Origin of the sequence: Ensifer sp. Root278 (genome assembly GCF_001429285.1) — a bacterium.
Taxonomy (GTDB): domain Bacteria; phylum Pseudomonadota; class Alphaproteobacteria; order Rhizobiales; family Rhizobiaceae; genus Ensifer.
Genome location: NZ_LMJJ01000006.1, coordinates 1 through 16684 on the forward strand (window position 1 = coordinate 1; position 16684 = coordinate 16684).

A 16684-nucleotide genomic window follows, 5' to 3' on the forward strand; every position below is an offset into this window, starting at 1 on the left:
ACATGATTGGCAAGCTCGTCCATCTCGTCGCGCCAAAAGAATGCAGAAACTACTTCAACTCATGCGGATACGATCCAGCATGAAAGGGAAATGCTCTAGCCCGCCTTCGGGACCTGCATCCCGATCTCTGCCAACACCTCCTCGGTGTGCTCTCCAAGCCGCGGTACGCCGCGGTCCAGCGCAAGCTCGGCCGCCGAAAAGCGGATCGGTGTCCTGACACCCGGCGAGGTGCCGGCGGCAGCGCCCGGATGCGGCGTGTCCACCCGCATCTGCCGATGCTCGATCTGCGGATCGGCGAAAACATCGGCAACGGTATTGATCGGCCCGCCGGGCACGCCGGCATCTTCCAGCAACTTCAAGAGCGTGTCGCGCTCGATTTTCGCGGTTTCGGCTGCCAGTTCAGACGTCAGCATGTCGCGGTTCTGCACCCGCAGCGCGTTGGTCCGATAACGTTCGTCGGTCGCGAGATCGGCGCGGTCGAGCAACGCGCAGAACTTCACGAACTGCCGATCATTGCCGACCGCAACGATCAGATGACCGTCGGAGGTCGGGAAGACCTGATAGGGCGCTATGTTCGGATGCGCATTGCCGAGCCGGCGCGGCGCCTTGCCGGAGACCAGGAAGTTCAGCGCCTGGTTGGCAAGAACGCCGGTCATGCAGTCGAGCAGCGCCATGTCGATCTGCTGCCCCTCGCCGGTGCGCTCGCGCTGGGCAAGCGCCGCCTGGACGGCGATGACGCCATAGAGACCGGTGAAGATATCGGCGAAGGCAACGCCGATCTTCTGCGGCTCGCGATCGGGCTCACCGGTCAGGTCCATGATGCCGCTCATGCCCTGTACGATGTAGTCGTAGCCGGCGCGGTGGGCATAGGGACCGTCCTGGCCAAAGCCCGTGACCGAGCAATAGATCAGCTTCGGATTGATCTTCTTCAGGCTCTCGTAGTCGAGACCATACTTGGTGAGCCCGCCGACCTTGAAGTTTTCGAGCAGGACATCCGACTGGGCGGCAAGGCGGCGCACGGCCTCCTGCCCCTCCTCCGTGGTGAAATCCAGCACCACGGAGCGCTTGCCGCGGTTGCAGGCGTGGAAGTAGGCGGCGTCGAGCGTCTCGCCATCTTCGCCCGCGACGAAGGGCGGGCCCCAGGTGCGGGTGTCGTCGCCGGCCGGGCTTTCCACCTTGATGACGTCGGCACCGAGATCGGCCAGCGTCTGGCCGATCCAGGGGCCCGCGAGAATGCGGGCCAGTTCCAGGACACGAATGCCCTTCAGCGGCGCTTCCATGATCGTGCCGCTCAGAAGAAGGCCTGGAGGCCGGTCTGGGCGCGGCCGAGGATCAGCGCATGGACGTCATGCGTACCCTCGTAGGTGTTGACGGTCTCGAGGTTCACCATGTGGCGCATGACCTGGTATTCCTCGGAGATGCCGTTGCCGCCATGCATGTCGCGGGCCATTCGGGCGATATCGAGCGCCTTGCCGCAATTGTTGCGCTTGACGATGGAGATCATTTCCGGGGCCATGCGGCCCTCGTCCATCAGGCGGCCGACACGCAGCGAGCCCTGCAGGCCGAGCGTGATCTCCGTCTGCATGTCGGCAAGCTTCTTCTGGAAGAGCTGCGTCTGTGCCAGCGGACGGTTGAACTGCTTGCGGTCGAGGCCATACTGGCGCGCGGCATGCCAGCAGAACTCGGCGGCACCGAGCGCACCCCAGGAAATGCCGTAGCGGGCGCGGTTGAGGCAGCCGAACGGACCCTTCAGGCCCTCGACGTTTGGCAGAAGCGCGTCTTCGCCGACCTCGACATTGTCCATGACGATTTCGCCGGTGATCGAGGCCCGCAGCGACAGCTTGCCGGCAATCTTCGGCGCCGAAAGACCCTTCATGCCCTTTTCGAGCACGAAGCCGCGGATAGCGCCGCCATGGGCTTCCGACTTCGCCCAGACGACGAAAACATCGGCGAGCGGCGCGTTGGAGATCCACATCTTCGAGCCGACGAGGCGGTAGCCGCTCTCGGTCTTGATGGCGCGGGTCTTCATGCCGGCCGGGTCCGAGCCGGCATCCGGCTCGGTCAGGCCGAAGCAGCCGATCCACTCGCCGCTGATGAGCTTCGGGAGATACTTCTGCTTCTGCTCTTCAGAGCCATAGGCATAGATCGGGTAGATCACCAGCGAAGACTGCACGCTCATCATCGAGCGGTAGCCGCTGTCGACGCGCTCGACTTCGCGGGCGACAAGGCCGTAGGCGACGTAAGAAGCGCCGACGCCGCCATAGGTATCGGAGACCGTCACGCCGAGCAGGCCGAGCTCGCCCATCTCGCGGAAGATCTCCGGATCGGTCGATTCTTCGCGATAGGCGTCAATGACGCGCGGCTGCAGCCGGTCTTGCGCATAGGCCCGCGCGGTGTCGCGGATCATACGTTCGTCCTCGGTCAACTGATCTTCGAGGAGGAACGGATCATCCCATTGAAATTGCGTCTTGCCGGCCATGTTTCTCTCCCATCGGATTATTCGGCTCATGTTATCGCAAGGGGTGCATGCCGTTTCAAACGAAATTGAGGCACCGCCTCATGCGTTCAGGGAATGGCCCCGCGTCCGACCGGGAGCACCCCGTGTTGCAAAATCGCTGAAATATGACGACAAGAACTCAAGTCCTTCGGGCCACCACCGTGGAGCGAATGGCCAGTGCAACGCCAGAGATCAAAGCAAGCCACGACCATGGCCAATGACCGCCTCGAACGCTTCGCCCACAATCTCGACTGGAATCTGCTGCGCACCTTCGTCGTGCTGGTCGAGGAAGGCAGCATCACGGCCGCCGCAAACCGTCTGCTCCTGCAGCAGCCGGCTGTCAGCATGGCGTTGAAGCGATTGGAGCAGACCGTTGGCCAGAAGCTCATCGACCGCCGCCCCGGGCGCTTCAACCTGACGGATGCCGGCGCCCGCCTGCATGCCCAATGCCGCGATATCTTCGCCGCCGTGATCCGGCTGCCGAACGTTCTGGAGATTGCCGGCGAAGAGATCACCGGCCACCTCAACATCCACTCCGTCAGCCACGCCCACAACCCTGCCTGGGACCGCAAGCTCGAAAGTTTCTTCCGTCTGCACCCAAAGGTGACGCTATCGGTCACCGTCGCGACGACGGTGGACGTTCTAAGCGCCGTCGAGCGAAACGTCGCGACCATCGGCCTTTGCGACGGCAACATACCCGACTGGCTCAACAAACGCTTCCATGTACGCGAACGCTACGCGCTCTACTGCGGCCGCGATCATCCGCTGTTCGGCGTTCAAGGCGTCGACTTCAACGATCTCAGGGGCAATCCCTATATCGCCTTCATCGCCGACGTGCTTGGCGGGCAGCACATGAACTCGGTGACCGCGGTGCGTGCCGTCGGGTCTTTCGGCCAGCAGGTCCGCGCCGTCTCCTGCAATGTCGAAGAGGTGATGCGGCTGATCGCCTCCAATGTCGGCATCGGCATGCTGCCCGACCACCTGGCGGCGCCAGCCGTTGCAGAGGGCGAACTCTGGCAGTTGCCGCCCTACACCGACCTGCCGACGACCGACGTCTTTCGCATTTCCAACCCGAACGCGATCCTCAATCCGGCGGAAGCTGCTTTTCTTTCCCATGTCGCCGATACCGAGCCCCTCGACCACTGTCTCGACGAGATAGCCTGACCATCATCAGAATTGATAGCCACCTTTCCGGTTATAAATTTGAACGCGGATGGCAGCTTGCCTATGGTCCCGCCAACAACCAATGGAGGCAGGACATGCGGGACTACGATGTGGCGATCATTGGCGGCGGGATCGCCGGCCTGTCACTCGCCTATTTCCTGGCACCACATCGCTCCGTGGTGGTGATCGAGCGGGAGGAAGGGCTCGGCTATCACAGCACCGGCCGCTCGGCCGCAGAATTCGTGCTGCGCTACAACACGCCGGAAGTCTGTGCGCTCGCGGCCATCTCCAAGTCCTTCTTCGACAAACCGCCTGAGGGGTTTTCCGAAGTGGCGCTGCTCAAGCAGCGCGGCGGCGTCATGATCGCCAACGCCGAGAAGGCTGATCGCTTCGAAGAGGTCTTCGCCGAGGAAAGTCGCGCCAATGCCGAGATCCAAAGGCTGACCGTCGACGAAGTTATCGCACGGGTGCCTATTCTCCGGCGGGACTACGTTGCCGCGGCCTATTACGATCCGCATTTCTGGGACATCGAAGTCGAGAACCTCGTTCAGGGTTACGTCAGGGGCGCCCGCCGGCATGGCGCCACGATCGTCGAACGCTCGGACGTACTGGCGCCACGTCGGGATGGCGATCGCTGGGTGCTCACGACCAGTGCCGGCGATGTCGGCGCAAAGACGATCGTCAATGCCGCCGGCGGTTGGGCCGATCCGGTTGCGGACCTGTTCGGCGTCGCCCCCGTCGGTATCGTGCCGCATCGCCGCACGGCGATCACCGTCGATCTCCCCGAAGGCATCGATGCGCTCACCTTGCCGGAGATCAACGAGATCGATGAAGACTTCTACATGAAGCCCGAGGGTGGGCGGCTGCTCGCCTCGCCCGCCGACGCCACCCCTTGCGAGCCGGCCGACGTCCAGCCCGAGGAAATCGACGTCGCCTGGGCGGCGCACTACATCGAAGAGGCAACGACCGTACCGGTTCGCCGCATCTTCAAGAGCTGGGCCGGCATGCGCAGCTTCTCGCCCGACAAGTTGCCGGTCATCGGCTTTGCCCGCGACCGACCGGATTTCTTCTGGCTCGCCGGCCAGGGCGGCTACGGCATTCTGACCTCACCGGCGCTCGGCGCACTCGCCGCGAACCTCGTCATCGGTACCACAACACCGGACGGCTTCGAGGCGGTCGGTCTCGATCCCTCGAAGTTCAGCCCGACACGCCTGGAGAAGTGACACGGCCGCTCGCCGCCGCCCGACACCGTTCACGGACCATTTGCCGACAAGTCTAGACCGTCGGCCGGATCACTTGCGCGCCAGGCTGAAGGAAAAATGGCTGCCGCGGTGATAGTCGAGCGCGTAGACCACCGGCAAGCCGGCCGCATTGAAACAGGTCTCGCGGATCAGCAGTGCCGGCCCGAAATCGCGCAGGTCGTTGCGCTCCACCACATCATCGGGAAGCATGACGGCGGAGACGATCGCGGCCGACATCCTGGGCCTGCTCCTGTGCTGGTCCAGCAGATCGAGCAGTGAACCGGTCCAATCGACATCATAAAGGCGCAACGGGATGATGCTGCGCGGGATGAAGTCGACGCAATAGAGGATCGGCTCGTCCTTGTGCAGCCGCAGCCGTTCGAGACGGATCACCCGCTCGCCCGGCTGCAGCCGCAACTGCTCAGCTGTGGTGGCGTCGGGTGCTTCCTCCGCCACCGAAAGAACCTTGTTGGCCGTGGCGTAGCCATAGTGCCGGGCCATGTCCGTGACGCTTTCGAAGACCGTGATCGGGCGATCGACCTGCACGGCGGACATCGCCGAGACGAACCGTCCCCGGCCGTGCTCGACATAGATGATGCTGTCCTGCTCGAGCAGCTTCAGCGCTTCGCGCAGCGCCGGACGCGAGATCTTGAAGCGCTGCGTCAACTGCGCCTCGGTTGGCAGTTTGTCGCCGGGATTGAGCCCTTCGTCGCGAATCAGATCCGCGATGCGGTCGCGGAGCTGAATGACCAGTGTGCGCGTATCACGAAGGGGTTCGTCCAATTCCTCTCACTCCGTTGAACAATCACAAGGATGTTCTTGTCTGACAAATTCTGGAAGGTCAAGTGCGCCTCCGGCCAACCGGATTTTCGCTGCTACTCGGCGTGCATCGCGAGGTGCAGCGGTGCTGGCGAGATATCTCTCTTGACACCGCTTCGCATTGTTGTCAGTTGTCTTACAACATTAAGGAGAACGGCGGACGCCATGACCGCCGACCGAGGCAATCACCGGGAAAGCGTGCCATGCTGAACTTCGACGAACAGAGATTTCTTCGCATCCAGTCGGGCGCTGGCGCACTGCGCCAGCAACTGGACACCACCATCGCGGCTTGTCTCGCCGCCGGCGCGGAGAACATCTTTTTCACGGGAACGGGAGGCGCCGCCATCCTGATGCAGCCGGCAGCCCAGCTTCTTCAGCGCCAGTCCCGCTTTACCACCTTTATCGACATGCCGGCAGAGCTCGTCCTTTCCGGATCGGCAAACCTGAATTCCAGGTCTATCGTGGTCATTCCCTCCCTCTCCGGCACCACGAAGGAAAGCGTGGCGCTGCTCGAGAAGGCAAAAGCGGTTGGCGCGACGGTATTGACGCTGGTCGGGCATCGGGACACGCCACTCGGCCATGGCGGAGACCACGTCTTCGTCAATTTCGCCGAAGACGACACCTCCTGCGAGTCCTTCTTTCTGCAATCGCTGTTCATTGCGCTTTCGATCATGCGCCACCGCGGGGAACTCGAAAATTACGAGCGGATTGTGGGTGAACTCGAAACCCTGCCGCAGGCGCTGCTGGAGGTGAAGCGAAGCTTCGAACCCCGAGCAGAGGATTTCGCGAAGGTTCTTGCCGGCTCCAACTACCACATCATCACCGGCGCCGGTAACGTGTGGCCGGAAGCCTTCTACTACGGCATGTGCATTCTCGAGGAGATGCAGTGGATCCGCACCCGTCCGGTGCATGCCTCAGACTTTTTCCACGGAACGCTCGAACTGGTGGAACAGGATGTCAGCGTCATCCTGTTCAAGGGCGAAGATGCGATGCGTCCGCTCGCCGAACGCGTTCAGAACTTCGTGCCCGGTTACACGAGCAAGCTCACCGTGCTCGACACGACGGAGTTCTCCCTCCCCGGCCTCTCTCCCGACGTGCGCGGTCTCGTCTCGCCGATCGTGCTTGCAACAGTGCTCGAGCGCATCAGTGCCCACCTCGAGGTCATGCGCAATCACCCGCTGACAACGCGGCGCTACTACAAGCGCGTTGCCTACTGAGCATTCGAGACGTAATCGTTCGCCCGACGGTCGCGGATGCGAAAACGCGTTCGCGACCTTTCCATGCGGCCGCCAGGAGACGCTATGACCACTTTCCGCCTTGCTGCCGTCGGCGACAATTGCATCGACCGTTTCCAGGCGCCGGTCGGGGAAACCTATGTCGGTGGTAACGCGATCAATGTCGCCGTGCAGTCGGCGCTTCTCGGACACCAATCTTTCTACTTCGGCGCCGTCGGTCGTGACCGCGACGGCGCACAGGTGCGGCAGCTTCTCGAGCAGAACGGCGTGCGGCTTGACGGCCTCAAGGAGCGTGACGTCAACACCGCCTATACCGACATCGGCATCACGCCGGATGGCGACCGTGTCTTCCTCTATGAGGATTTCGGCGCCTGTGCCGGTTACCGACCCGACGCGGACGACCTCGCTCTCCTGAAGACCATGGATCACGTGCATATCGGCTGGCTCGACGACGGCGGCGCGCTGCGCCGGGCACTTGCAGCCGCGGGTGTCAGCGTCTCGCAGGATGTCTCCGTCAACGCCGCCCCCGCCGACCTCGGCGTGGAGGGCCTCAACATCGCCTTCGGGTCCGGCGGCGACGGTGTTCAGGACGCAGAACGCTTGGCTGATGGCTTCCTCTCTCGCGGTGCTAAGCTGGCCGTCGTCACGCGAGGCGCCCTCGGCTCGCTCGCAAGCGACGGAACCGAACTGGTATCGACCGGCAGCCGTCCTGTGGATATCGTCGATACCACCGGCGCGGGCGACAGCTTTATCGCCGGGTTCATTCTGGCTCACCTTCAAGGCCGCCCGTTGATCAAGCGGCTGGAGGCCGGGCGCGACCTCGCTGCGCGCACCTGCACCCATGTCGGCGGGTTTCCGCAACAGCCGCACACTCTGTAACAAGACGAGCCCGCCTCACCCGACCCAGTTCAACAACGGGCCCGGTAAATGGCGGGCGTCTTCAGGCTTTCCACCCCAAGAAATTCGCGTGCGCACCGTACTCAGCGGACATCGAAGCGCCCGAAGCGGGCCTCGACACGAGACTGCAGGAACTCAAGACCGATCGACAGAATCCAGTAGATCATCGAGGCGGTGATCAGCATCTCGATGTGCCGGAACTCGGTCTGGCCTTGAGTGCGGGCGAGATACATGATCTCCCAGACGCCGACGACGGAGACGAGCGAAGAGTCCTTCAGCATGGCGATGAACTGGTTGCCAGTCGGCGGGACGATGACGCGCATCGCCTGCGGCATGATCACCAGCGCCATTGTCTGGCTCGGGCTAAGGCCGAGTGCGGTCGCCCCTTCCGTCTGGCCGCGCGGGATGCTCTCGATGCCGGCCCGGAAGATCTCTGTCATATAGGCGCCATAGCAGAGCGACAGCGCCAGGATGCCCGCCGGCACCGCGCCGATGACGTAGCCGACCTGCGGCAGGCCGAGGTAGATGATGTAGATCTGCATCAACAACGGCAGACCGCGGAAGAGCGAGGTGTAGAAGGTCGCGAGACCGTAGATCACGCCGTTCTTCGACAGCTTCGCAATTGCCCCGACCAGCGCGATGAGGGTGGCGATCGCGATCGAGATCACCGAGATATAGAGCGTCGTGACGACGCCCTGGGAGACCAGGTAGCCGATCTTCTTGGCGATGAAGGCGAAGGACAGATCGAACGAGTAGAAAAACAGCATCAGCAGGACGAAGAGCTCGACCCAGACGCCGATCACCTGTCCGCTACGCGGCAATTGCCGCAAAGCCTTCCAGTTCGCTACCGCGATCAGCGCGACCAGCAAGGCACTGACCAACCGTCCGAGCGCTGGATTGGCTTCCAGCCACCCTGCCGAAGTCGGCAGCAGATGCCCGATCCAGGCAGGGCTGATGCCGAGCCCGTAGATCGCCAGCGTGACGAGCGCCAGCATGAGAAACATGCCGGACCGTCGCGCGACATCCGGATAAGTCAGTATCAGACGACCAATCATCTCAAAATCTCCGGCGTTCAGGCCGCGCGCTCGCGCCACCAGTCCTGTGCCTGCAGTTTCCAGTAGGTGAGTTGAGCAACCGCCAGCCCGGCATAGCCGCCGGCCCAGACCAGACCGAACGGCCGGAAGAGCTTGTAGCGGTCGGACTGTTCGAGAATGCCTTCGGCCACCAGCTTGCCGCCGATCGCCGTGGTGTTGAGCCCGTGGCCGCCAAAGGCGGTGCAATGCCAGACTCCCGGCCGCATCTCGCCGATCTGGGGCATCAGGTGGCGTGCATAGGACATCAGCCCGGACCAGGCGAGCTCGGTCTTCAGTTCCTTGAGTTGCGGATAGGTGCCCGTCATCTCGCGCCGCAATTCGGCCGCAAGGGCCGCCGGCGAAGCTGCCCGCGTGGTGATCCGCCCGCCCCAAAGCAGTCGTTTGCCTCCATCCACCAGCCGGTAATAGTCTCCGGCGCGGCGGTTGTCGCCGATCGCGTCGCGGGTGGCGATGGCCGAACGGATCAGATCCGGCGCCTCTTCGCTCAGCATCACATAGGTGGCGATCGGCAGGAACGCCCGCTGCAGCCGGCCGTTGAGCGCGCCGGTGTAGCCACCGGTCGTGAAGACGACCTGGCGTGCCTTGACGCGGCCGCGGGCGGTCGACACCGTCTTCTCGGCCCCATCGAGCGTGCTCGCCGTTGCCGCCGAGCCCTCGTAGATCTGCCCACCCAGCCGCTCGATCTCTTCTGCCACCGCACGAAGGTAGTTGAGCGGGTGCATGTGGAAGGCCTTGGGGTCGCGCAGACCCTGGAAATAGCGCTTCGACTTCAGCACCGCGCGAATGTGCTCGGTGTCGAAGTATTCCAATTCGTACCCGTAGTTTTGGCGCATCGCGTCGGCATGTGCCTTCAAACTGCCGTCGTCGTCGTAGCGCAGCACGCTGGTGATGCCGGGCTGCGCTTGCGCGCTCTCGATCTTCAGCGCCGCGATCGTATCCCGAACGAAATCCACGCCTTCGATCGACAGGCGGTGGATCTGCCGTGCACCTTCGGCACCGGCCAGTCGAGCAATATTCTCGCCACCGGTCGCAAAACCGGGGCTGACGAAGCCGCCATTTCGACCGGAAGCCCCGAAGCCGACACTCTCGGCCTCGAGCACCACAACCGACTGCCCGGCGCGTGCAAGCTGAAGCGCCGTTGTCAGACCAGCAAGCCCACCGCCGACAACGACCGTGTCACATTCGATGGTTTCCGAAAGCACTGGTCTGACCTTCCGGTCGACCATCGTGTTTTTGTAGTAGGTATCGGGATAGGACATGTTCTCTCGCCCTGCAGACAGCGAATAAGGGTTGCGGGCGGCATGAACTGCCGCCGCACAGACTTGTCCAACTCAGTCGGCGCTGTAGTCCTTGCCGTACCACTTGGTGGTAAAGCTCGCGAGCGTGCCGTCTTTCTTCATCTCGTCGATGAGATCGCCGATCTTCTTCGTCCACTCGGGGTCGGTCTTTTCCGCGATCACGACGAGCGGCTCCTTGAACGCGTACTCCCCCTCAAGGACCTTGAGCGGATAACCGTTCTTGATGGCGTTCAGCGCGGTCTGTTCCGGCGCGATGACCGCATCAAGGCGCACGCCATTGCCGAGGCGCAGGTCGTCGAAGGGAAGCATGGAGTCGGCAAAGGTGCGGATTTCGCCCGGCTCCAGCTTGTATTCGATCGGCGGAAGCCCCGGCGCGTCGATTTCCAACTGCCGGCGAATGAAATCTTCCGATGTCGTGGCCGTTTCAACGCCGACGACCTTGCCGTTCAGGTCGGTGACAGACTTCGCCTCACTGTCCTTGTGCAACACATAGACATAGGGGCTGTAGTAATAGATGCCGGCAAAGTCGATGACCTGGGCGCGTGCCTTGGTGGGGGTGACGGAGCCGACGCCGACGTCATAACGTCCCTGCCAGCGGCCGCCGGTCAAGGTCGCCCAGTCCGGCGTCTCGAAGCTGACCTCGACGCCAAGGCGCTTGCCGATCTCGCGGGAGACATCGATGTCGAAGCCGACCAGCTGGTTACTGTCGTCGAGATAGCTCTGCGGTGGCCACCCGCTATTGGTGGCGACCACCATGGCCTTCTTGCTCATGACACGGTCGAGCGTCTCGCCTGCCTGCGCGGCGGTGGCAAGCGCCAGCGCGGCAGCGCCGACGGCGAGCTGTAGAACCAGTTTCCTCACGCATTCCTCCTGTTTGAACGTCAGCAATGGGTTCCCGTTTATGTAAGATGTCTGACAACATAAGTTAGAAAAGATCGATAAAGACGAGTCAAGGGCGGAAGCGCATCCGCTCCATGAAACGAAGTGATGGGACCATGTGTCTTCGTGATGAATGAGCCAATTAAGCACGCTCCTGCACCGAAGCGCCTTCATACCGGCAAGAGGCACCGGGGCATCCCCGGCTCCGACTTCGGACAAGTACAGGACAACGCGGCAGTCCGGCGCGCGAACTCAAAGGCGCAGTTCCCGGACTGACGCCCGGGCCTATCGTGGGTCGCAGCATCCTGAGGCTGATTTAGAGTGTAGCGTTGAACCCATGAACCTCGCCACACCGATTGAAGCCATCGGCGAAACCTGACAGGAATACGTCCGGGAGGACGGTTCATGTATTATGCGATCTTGGCTTATCACACGGCAGGCGTCGTCGAATCCTGGAGCGAGGAGGAGGATGCGGCCCTGATGTCCGATCTACTCCAGGTGCATGATCGCTTCGTTCAGCAGAAATCATTCGGACCGGCCGCGCGGCTCGGCCCCGCTGAGGCAGGGGTGACGCTGAGGGGCAAGGGCGAAGGCATCGTCACGGACGGCCCCTTCGCTGAAACCAAAGAGCATCTCCTTGGCCTCTACGTCGTGGACTTTCCGACGCTCGACGCAGCAATCGCAGCGGCACGCGACCTGCGGCGCAGCAATCCCACCGCGATCTACGAGATCCGACCGATCGCGCTCTATGTTCCGGGGGCGACCTTGGAGCCTGGACCGTAGAGCCAGGAATCGCACGGCGGTACTGTGCAAGGACGCGATCAGGCGACCGCCCTCGATCCAGCCGAATCTCAAGCTGCAATCGTGCGGGAGGTGGCCAATCGGGCACCCACCGGCGCGATGTCCTTCACTTTTGATTAACCCAGCCCGCGCGGGTGTGAACTGTAACAGAACTTACAACAAACTGACATTTCGCTTTCATGAAGCGCCGATATGGCAGGTGTCATACCGATGACCGGTCTCCCCGAAAGAGGACCTGCTAGAAATGTTTCAGTTGAAGAGTGTAACCCGCCAGTTCGGCAAGAAGACAGCCGTAAGTTCGGTTACCTTCGACATCCCCCAGGGTCAGATGGTCGGCGTGATCGGCCGCTCGGGTGCAGGCAAGTCGACGCTGCTGCGCATGATCAATCGCCTCGTCGACCTGTCTTCGGGCTCGATCGTCTATGACGGCGCGGAAGTGTCGTCACTTCGCGGCGCTGCACTGCGCAACTGGCAGCGCGACTGTGCCATGATCTTTCAGCAGTTCAACCTGGTGCCGCGCCTCGACGTACTCACCAACGTTTTGCTCGGTCGCCTCAATCACCGCTCGACGGTGCTCAGCATCCTCAACATGTTCACCCGCGAAGAACGCATCATGGCGATCGGCGCGCTCGAGCGCCTCGGCATCGAACAGACCGCACTTCAGCCCGCAGGCACGCTCTCCGGCGGCCAGCAGCAGCGCGTCGCGATCGCCCGCGCGCTGATGCAACAGCCGAAGGTTCTGCTCGCCGACGAGCCGATCGCCTCGCTCGACCCGCTGAACGCCAAAATCGTCATGGACGCACTGCGCGACATCAACGAACGCGACGGCATCACGGTCATCACCAATCTCCACACCCTCGATACCGCGCGCAACTATTGCGAACGCATCATCGGCATGGCGCATGGCCGCGTCGTCTTCGACGGCCAGCCCAAGGATCTGACGGCGGCAGCGGTTGCCGAGATCTACGGCGCCGACACGGGCATCGAGGAGTCGATGACCTCCACCAGCATCAACATTCCGGCGGCCGAACCGCAGGAAGAAACGGCATCGGCCGGCCTCAAGCCGCTGGCACTGGCCGGCATCTGACGCCCGCCAGGATCGAAAGCCCGCGTCAAGGGCACCTCTTTGAAACCGAATAGGATCCGGTCAAGCCGGACACACGGGAGAACCTTATGCTGAAGAAAGCTCTTCTGGGCGCCGTCGCGCTCCTCGCCCTCGTCGGCCACGCCCAGGCTGAAGACCTCAAGGAATTCCGCATCGGCATTCTCGGCGGCGAAAACGAAGCCGACCGCCTGCGCAACTTCCAGTGCCTCGTCGACAAGCTGCCGGCTGCCATCGGCGTCGAGAAGGTCTCGCTGTTCCCGGCCGCCGACTATGACGGCGTTATCCAGGGCCTGCTCGGTGGCACGCTCGACTACGCCGAGCTCGGCGCTTCCGGCTATGCCAAGATCTACCTCGCCAAGGCTGATGCCGTCGAGCCGATCCTGACGACCGTTCAGACCGACGGTTCGACCGGCTACCACTCGATCATGGTTGCCCGCAAGGATTCCGGCATCACCAAGCTCGAAGACCTGAAGGGCAAGAAGCTCGGCTTCGCCGATCCGGACTCGACCTCGGGCTACCTCGTCCCGCTCGTCACCCTGCCGGAAGCGATCGGCGCGCCGGTCAAGGAATTCTTCGGTGAAACCGGCTTCGGCGGCGGTCACGAAAACCTCGTTCTCGAAGTCGTCAAGGGCACCTTCGATGCCGGCACGACCTTCGGCTCGGGCGTCGGCGAATTCAAGGACGGCTACACCTCGGGCAACCTGAAGAAGATGGTCGACAAGGGCATCCTCGACATGAACGATCTCGTCGAGCTCTGGAAGTCGCCGCTGATCCCGAACGGCCCGATCGTCGTGCGCACCTCGATGAACGACGACATGAAGGTGAAGTTCAAGCAGTTCATGGTCGACCTGCCGAAGACCGACGCTGCCTGCTTCTCCGCCATCCAGGGCGGTGACTTCACCGGCTACACCGAAGTCAACTCCGATTTCTACAAGCCGATCATCGACGCCCGCAAGGCAACGATCGGCGGCTGATAGACCGCATCTTCCAGGAACGCTGGCCGCCCAAACGGCCAGCGTTTCACTGTTTGAAGGGGTGCTGCTCGACACCAGCCCTTCAACCATACCCTACCGCTTTGTTTTCACGCATTTCCTGACGGAAAGCCGCTTCGTGCTTTTCCTTGAAATGCCATAGAGGCCGGCGCGAGCCGGAACGGTCATGGCAACTTCCCTGCTCCCGCGGAATCTGAGCGACAACGGCGCCGTCATCGAGCGCCATTGGCAGGAACTGAGTTCCCGCCGCCGGCTTTACTCCTGGCTCGGCTTCGGAATCCTCTTCCTGGCGCTCTCGGGCTCGCTCTGGTTCGCCAACGATTCCAACGCCGGCAAGTTCTTTGATCGCCTGCCGCATTTCTTCGACTTCGTCGGCGATCTCGCACCACGTGATGGGCTGGAGATCTTCCGTGCCATGTTCGACCTGCCCTCGCCCTATGACGACGGCAGCTTCAAATACAACTACCCGGACGGCCGGCTGTACCTGACCGATGGCTTCTATATCCCCGAATACGTGCACAAGATGCTGGAGACCGTGAACATCGCGATCTTCTCGACGATCATCGGCACGGCACTCGGTTTCGTGCTCTGCTTCTTCGCAGCGCGCAACCTGATGCCCAATCCCTGGATCCGCGGTACCGTTCGCCGGATCATGGAGATCCTGCGCGCCTTTCCGGAAGTGGTGATTGCCGGCTTCTTCCTCGCCATCCTCTCGCTCGGCCCCATTCCCGCGATCGCCGCGGTCTCGATCCACACGGTCGGTGCGCTCGGCAAGCTTTTCTACGAAGTGGTCGAAAACGCGGACATGAAGCCGGATGAGGGCCTGCGTGCCGCGGGCGGCAACTGGATCGAGCGCGTCTGGTTCGGCATGGTGCCGCAGGTGCTGCCCAACTTCACCAGCTACTTCCTGCTGCGCCTCGAAATCAACGTGCGCGCCTCGACCATCATCGGCGCCGTTGGTGGCGGCGGCATCGGCGAGCTGCTGCGCCTTTCGATCGGCCAGGGCCACCAGGCGAAAACGCTTGCGATCGTCATCCTGCTGTTCGCGACCATTTTCGCCGTCGACCAGTTTTCCGCCTGGCTTCGCCGTCGCCTCGTCGGCGAACAGGCCTTCCAGCTTGCCCAGTAGGTGCGCGCTATGACCACGACCACACGACTGAGCCCGATGGAGATGGACGCGATCGCGGCCCGCCATCCCGAGCTCCTGAAATCCTCGACCTCCAAGCGTGTACGCACGGCAACGATCGCCGGCGGCATTGTCGCCTATCTCATCTTCAGCTGGTGGTTCTTCTCGATCGGTCAGGTGCTTGGCAACGCCAACTGGGGTATCGCCGGCACTTATCTCGCCGACTGGGTCTCCTACGAGGTGCGGCCCGAGATCCACATCGCCTCCGACCGGACAATGAGCCTCAACTATCAGCGCAATTCGCCGCTCGGACCCAATCCCGATCCGGATTGGGTGGAACTCGACAAGGAGACGGTGACGCGCCGCGTGGAAATTCCGGCATTGACAACGCAGGCGGCAAGGCCGAGGGCAAGCTCGTCCTTCAGCTTCATGGCGCCCGGTTCAGCACTCGGCGGCACGACCACGGCCGAAGCTCAGAACCGCGTCGAAACCCGCACGGAGGAAGTGCTTACCCGGGTCGTCGTCACCTATGACCGCTCGACCAGGATCGAGATCGCCGACAGCCTGGTCAAGGCGACCCATGGCGGCGAGACCCTGGTGATGGCCGTCGATGGCGCCGACAGGGTGATGCCGCAGGGCACGCTGCCCACCTGGGCGACGCAGAAGCGTCCAGGCGAGAAGATGGTGCTTGCGTTCGGCGCCACCGGCTGGGCCGAAGTCGAAGGTGACGAGGTCTCCGTCCGCAACCGCTTCTTCGGCTGGGCGAACTTCCTCTTCGACACCAACTCGCCCTTCTTCGGCAAGAGCTACGGCGAGGTCGCCTCGCTCATCATATCCGGCAAGCGCATCGATCCGGCCCGCTCGAACCTTTCGCTTGCCTGGAACAACATCCTCTACAACGCCGAGTGGCAGCATCTGGATGTCTGGACGAAGCTGCTGCAGACCGTCGTCATGGCCTTCGTCGGCACACTCTTTGCATCGCTGATCGCCTTCCCGCTCTGCTTCCTCGCGGCGCGCAACATTACGCCGAGCTTCATGACCAACCAATTGGTCAAGCGCTTCTTCGACTTCCTGCGATCGGTGGACATGTTTATCTGGGCGCTGTTTTTTACCCGCGCCTTCGGCCCCGGACCGCTTGCCGGTATCTCGGCGATCTTCTTCACCGACACCGGCACGCTCGGGAAGCTCTATTCCGAGGCGCTGGAAAACATCGACGACAAGCAGCGCGAAGGCGTCAAGTCGGTGGGTGCTGCGCCGCTTGCCGTACAGCGCTTCGGCGTGCTGCCGCAGGTGTTGCCGGTCTTTGCGAGCCAGGCGCTTTATTTCTGGGAATCGAACACCCGTTCGGCGACGATCATCGGCGCCGTCGGCGCGGGCGGTATCGGTCTCAAGCTCTGGGAAGCAATGCGCACCAATTCCGATTGGGAAAATGTCGCCTACATGGTGCTTCTGATCTTGCTGGTTGTCTTTATTTTCGACAGCATCTCGAACGCGTGCCGTTCACGCCTGATGGGTCGCAGGGCACATTGACGACAG

15 protein-coding genes are annotated in these 16684 nt (G+C 62.5%); 9 read left to right on the forward strand and 6 right to left on the reverse strand.

Translation table 11 applies throughout. The features are described from left to right. Positions 1 to 95 precede the first annotated feature (95 nt). Together ASE60_RS07560 and ASE60_RS07565 are read right to left on the reverse strand one after the other, a co-directional pair. Positions 96 to 1280, reverse strand: a complete 1185-nt coding sequence (locus ASE60_RS07560) for a CaiB/BaiF CoA-transferase family protein (protein ID WP_057249138.1) — start codon at positions 1278 to 1280, stop codon at positions 96 to 98. 11 nt (positions 1281 to 1291) lie between these two features. Beyond that, the gene (locus tag ASE60_RS07565) at positions 1292 to 2479 is read right to left on the reverse strand and encodes an acyl-CoA dehydrogenase (RefSeq protein WP_057249139.1); all 1188 of its coding nucleotides are present in this window, start codon (positions 2477 to 2479) and stop codon (positions 1292 to 1294) included. Between the two features lie 228 nt (positions 2480 to 2707). Here ASE60_RS07565 and ASE60_RS07570 point away from each other — a divergent pair, with 228 nt between their 5' ends. Continuing rightward, on the forward strand, positions 2708 to 3661 hold the full coding sequence (locus ASE60_RS07570; protein WP_057249140.1) for a LysR family transcriptional regulator: 954 nt from the start codon (positions 2708 to 2710) through the stop codon (positions 3659 to 3661). Between the two features lie 95 nt (positions 3662 to 3756). Then, positions 3757 to 4884 (forward strand): FAD-binding oxidoreductase, encoded by a 1128-nt coding sequence (locus ASE60_RS07575; RefSeq protein WP_057249141.1) that lies wholly within the window; start codon positions 3757 to 3759, stop codon positions 4882 to 4884. 69 nt (positions 4885 to 4953) lie between these two features. On the opposite strand, the gene ASE60_RS07580 is transcribed toward ASE60_RS07575, so the two are convergent. Then, positions 4954 to 5685, reverse strand: a complete 732-nt coding sequence (locus tag ASE60_RS07580; RefSeq protein WP_057249142.1) for a GntR family transcriptional regulator — start codon at positions 5683 to 5685, stop codon at positions 4954 to 4956. A gap of 239 nt (positions 5686 to 5924) precedes the next feature. Here ASE60_RS07580 and ASE60_RS07585 point away from each other — a divergent pair, with 239 nt between their 5' ends. Then, on the forward strand, positions 5925 to 6938 hold the full coding sequence (locus ASE60_RS07585; protein WP_057249143.1) for an SIS domain-containing protein: 1014 nt from the start codon (positions 5925 to 5927) through the stop codon (positions 6936 to 6938). Between the two features lie 84 nt (positions 6939 to 7022). Next, positions 7023 to 7835 (forward strand): PfkB family carbohydrate kinase, encoded by an 813-nt coding sequence (locus ASE60_RS07590; RefSeq protein ID WP_057249144.1) that lies wholly within the window; start codon positions 7023 to 7025, stop codon positions 7833 to 7835. 101 nt (positions 7836 to 7936) lie between these two features. Here ASE60_RS07590 and ASE60_RS07595 read toward each other — a convergent pair whose 3' ends face one another. From ASE60_RS07595 to ASE60_RS07605, 3 genes are all read right to left on the reverse strand, one after another. Further along, complete coding sequence (locus ASE60_RS07595) at positions 7937 to 8908, reverse strand: amino acid ABC transporter permease (RefSeq protein ID WP_057249268.1); 972 nt, start codon at positions 8906 to 8908, stop codon at positions 7937 to 7939. A gap of 17 nt (positions 8909 to 8925) precedes the next feature. Beyond that, on the reverse strand, positions 8926 to 10206 hold the full coding sequence (locus ASE60_RS07600; RefSeq protein ID WP_057249145.1) for an FAD-binding oxidoreductase: 1281 nt from the start codon (positions 10204 to 10206) through the stop codon (positions 8926 to 8928). A 72-nt stretch (positions 10207 to 10278) separates the two neighbouring features. Next, positions 10279 to 11106 carry a transporter substrate-binding domain-containing protein gene (locus ASE60_RS07605; protein ID WP_057249146.1) on the reverse strand — a complete coding sequence of 276 codons (828 nt, stop codon included), beginning with the start codon at positions 11104 to 11106 and terminating at the stop codon, positions 10279 to 10281. Between the two features lie 423 nt (positions 11107 to 11529). Here ASE60_RS07605 and ASE60_RS07610 point away from each other — a divergent pair, with 423 nt between their 5' ends. From ASE60_RS07610 to phnE (ASE60_RS07630), 5 genes are all read left to right on the forward strand, one after another. Then, positions 11530 to 11907 (forward strand): YciI family protein, encoded by a 378-nt coding sequence (locus ASE60_RS07610; protein ID WP_057249147.1) that lies wholly within the window; start codon positions 11530 to 11532, stop codon positions 11905 to 11907. A 262-nt stretch (positions 11908 to 12169) separates the two neighbouring features. Next, positions 12170 to 13012, forward strand: coding sequence for a phosphonate ABC transporter ATP-binding protein (gene phnC, locus ASE60_RS07615; protein ID WP_057249148.1), 843 nt, complete (start codon positions 12170 to 12172; stop codon positions 13010 to 13012). Between the two features lie 86 nt (positions 13013 to 13098). Next, the gene (phnD, locus tag ASE60_RS07620) at positions 13099 to 14004 is read left to right on the forward strand and encodes a phosphonate ABC transporter substrate-binding protein (RefSeq protein ID WP_057249149.1); all 906 of its coding nucleotides are present in this window, start codon (positions 13099 to 13101) and stop codon (positions 14002 to 14004) included. 184 nt (positions 14005 to 14188) lie between these two features. Next, the gene (gene phnE, locus ASE60_RS07625; RefSeq protein ID WP_057249150.1) at positions 14189 to 15151 is read left to right on the forward strand and encodes a phosphonate ABC transporter, permease protein PhnE; all 963 of its coding nucleotides are present in this window, start codon (positions 14189 to 14191) and stop codon (positions 15149 to 15151) included. A 9-nt stretch (positions 15152 to 15160) separates the two neighbouring features. Next, positions 15161 to 16678: a phosphonate ABC transporter, permease protein PhnE gene (gene phnE, locus ASE60_RS07630; RefSeq protein WP_057249151.1), complete on the forward strand. Its 1518-nt coding sequence runs from the start codon at positions 15161 to 15163 to the stop codon at positions 16676 to 16678. The last annotated feature ends 6 nt before the right edge of the window (positions 16679 to 16684 follow it).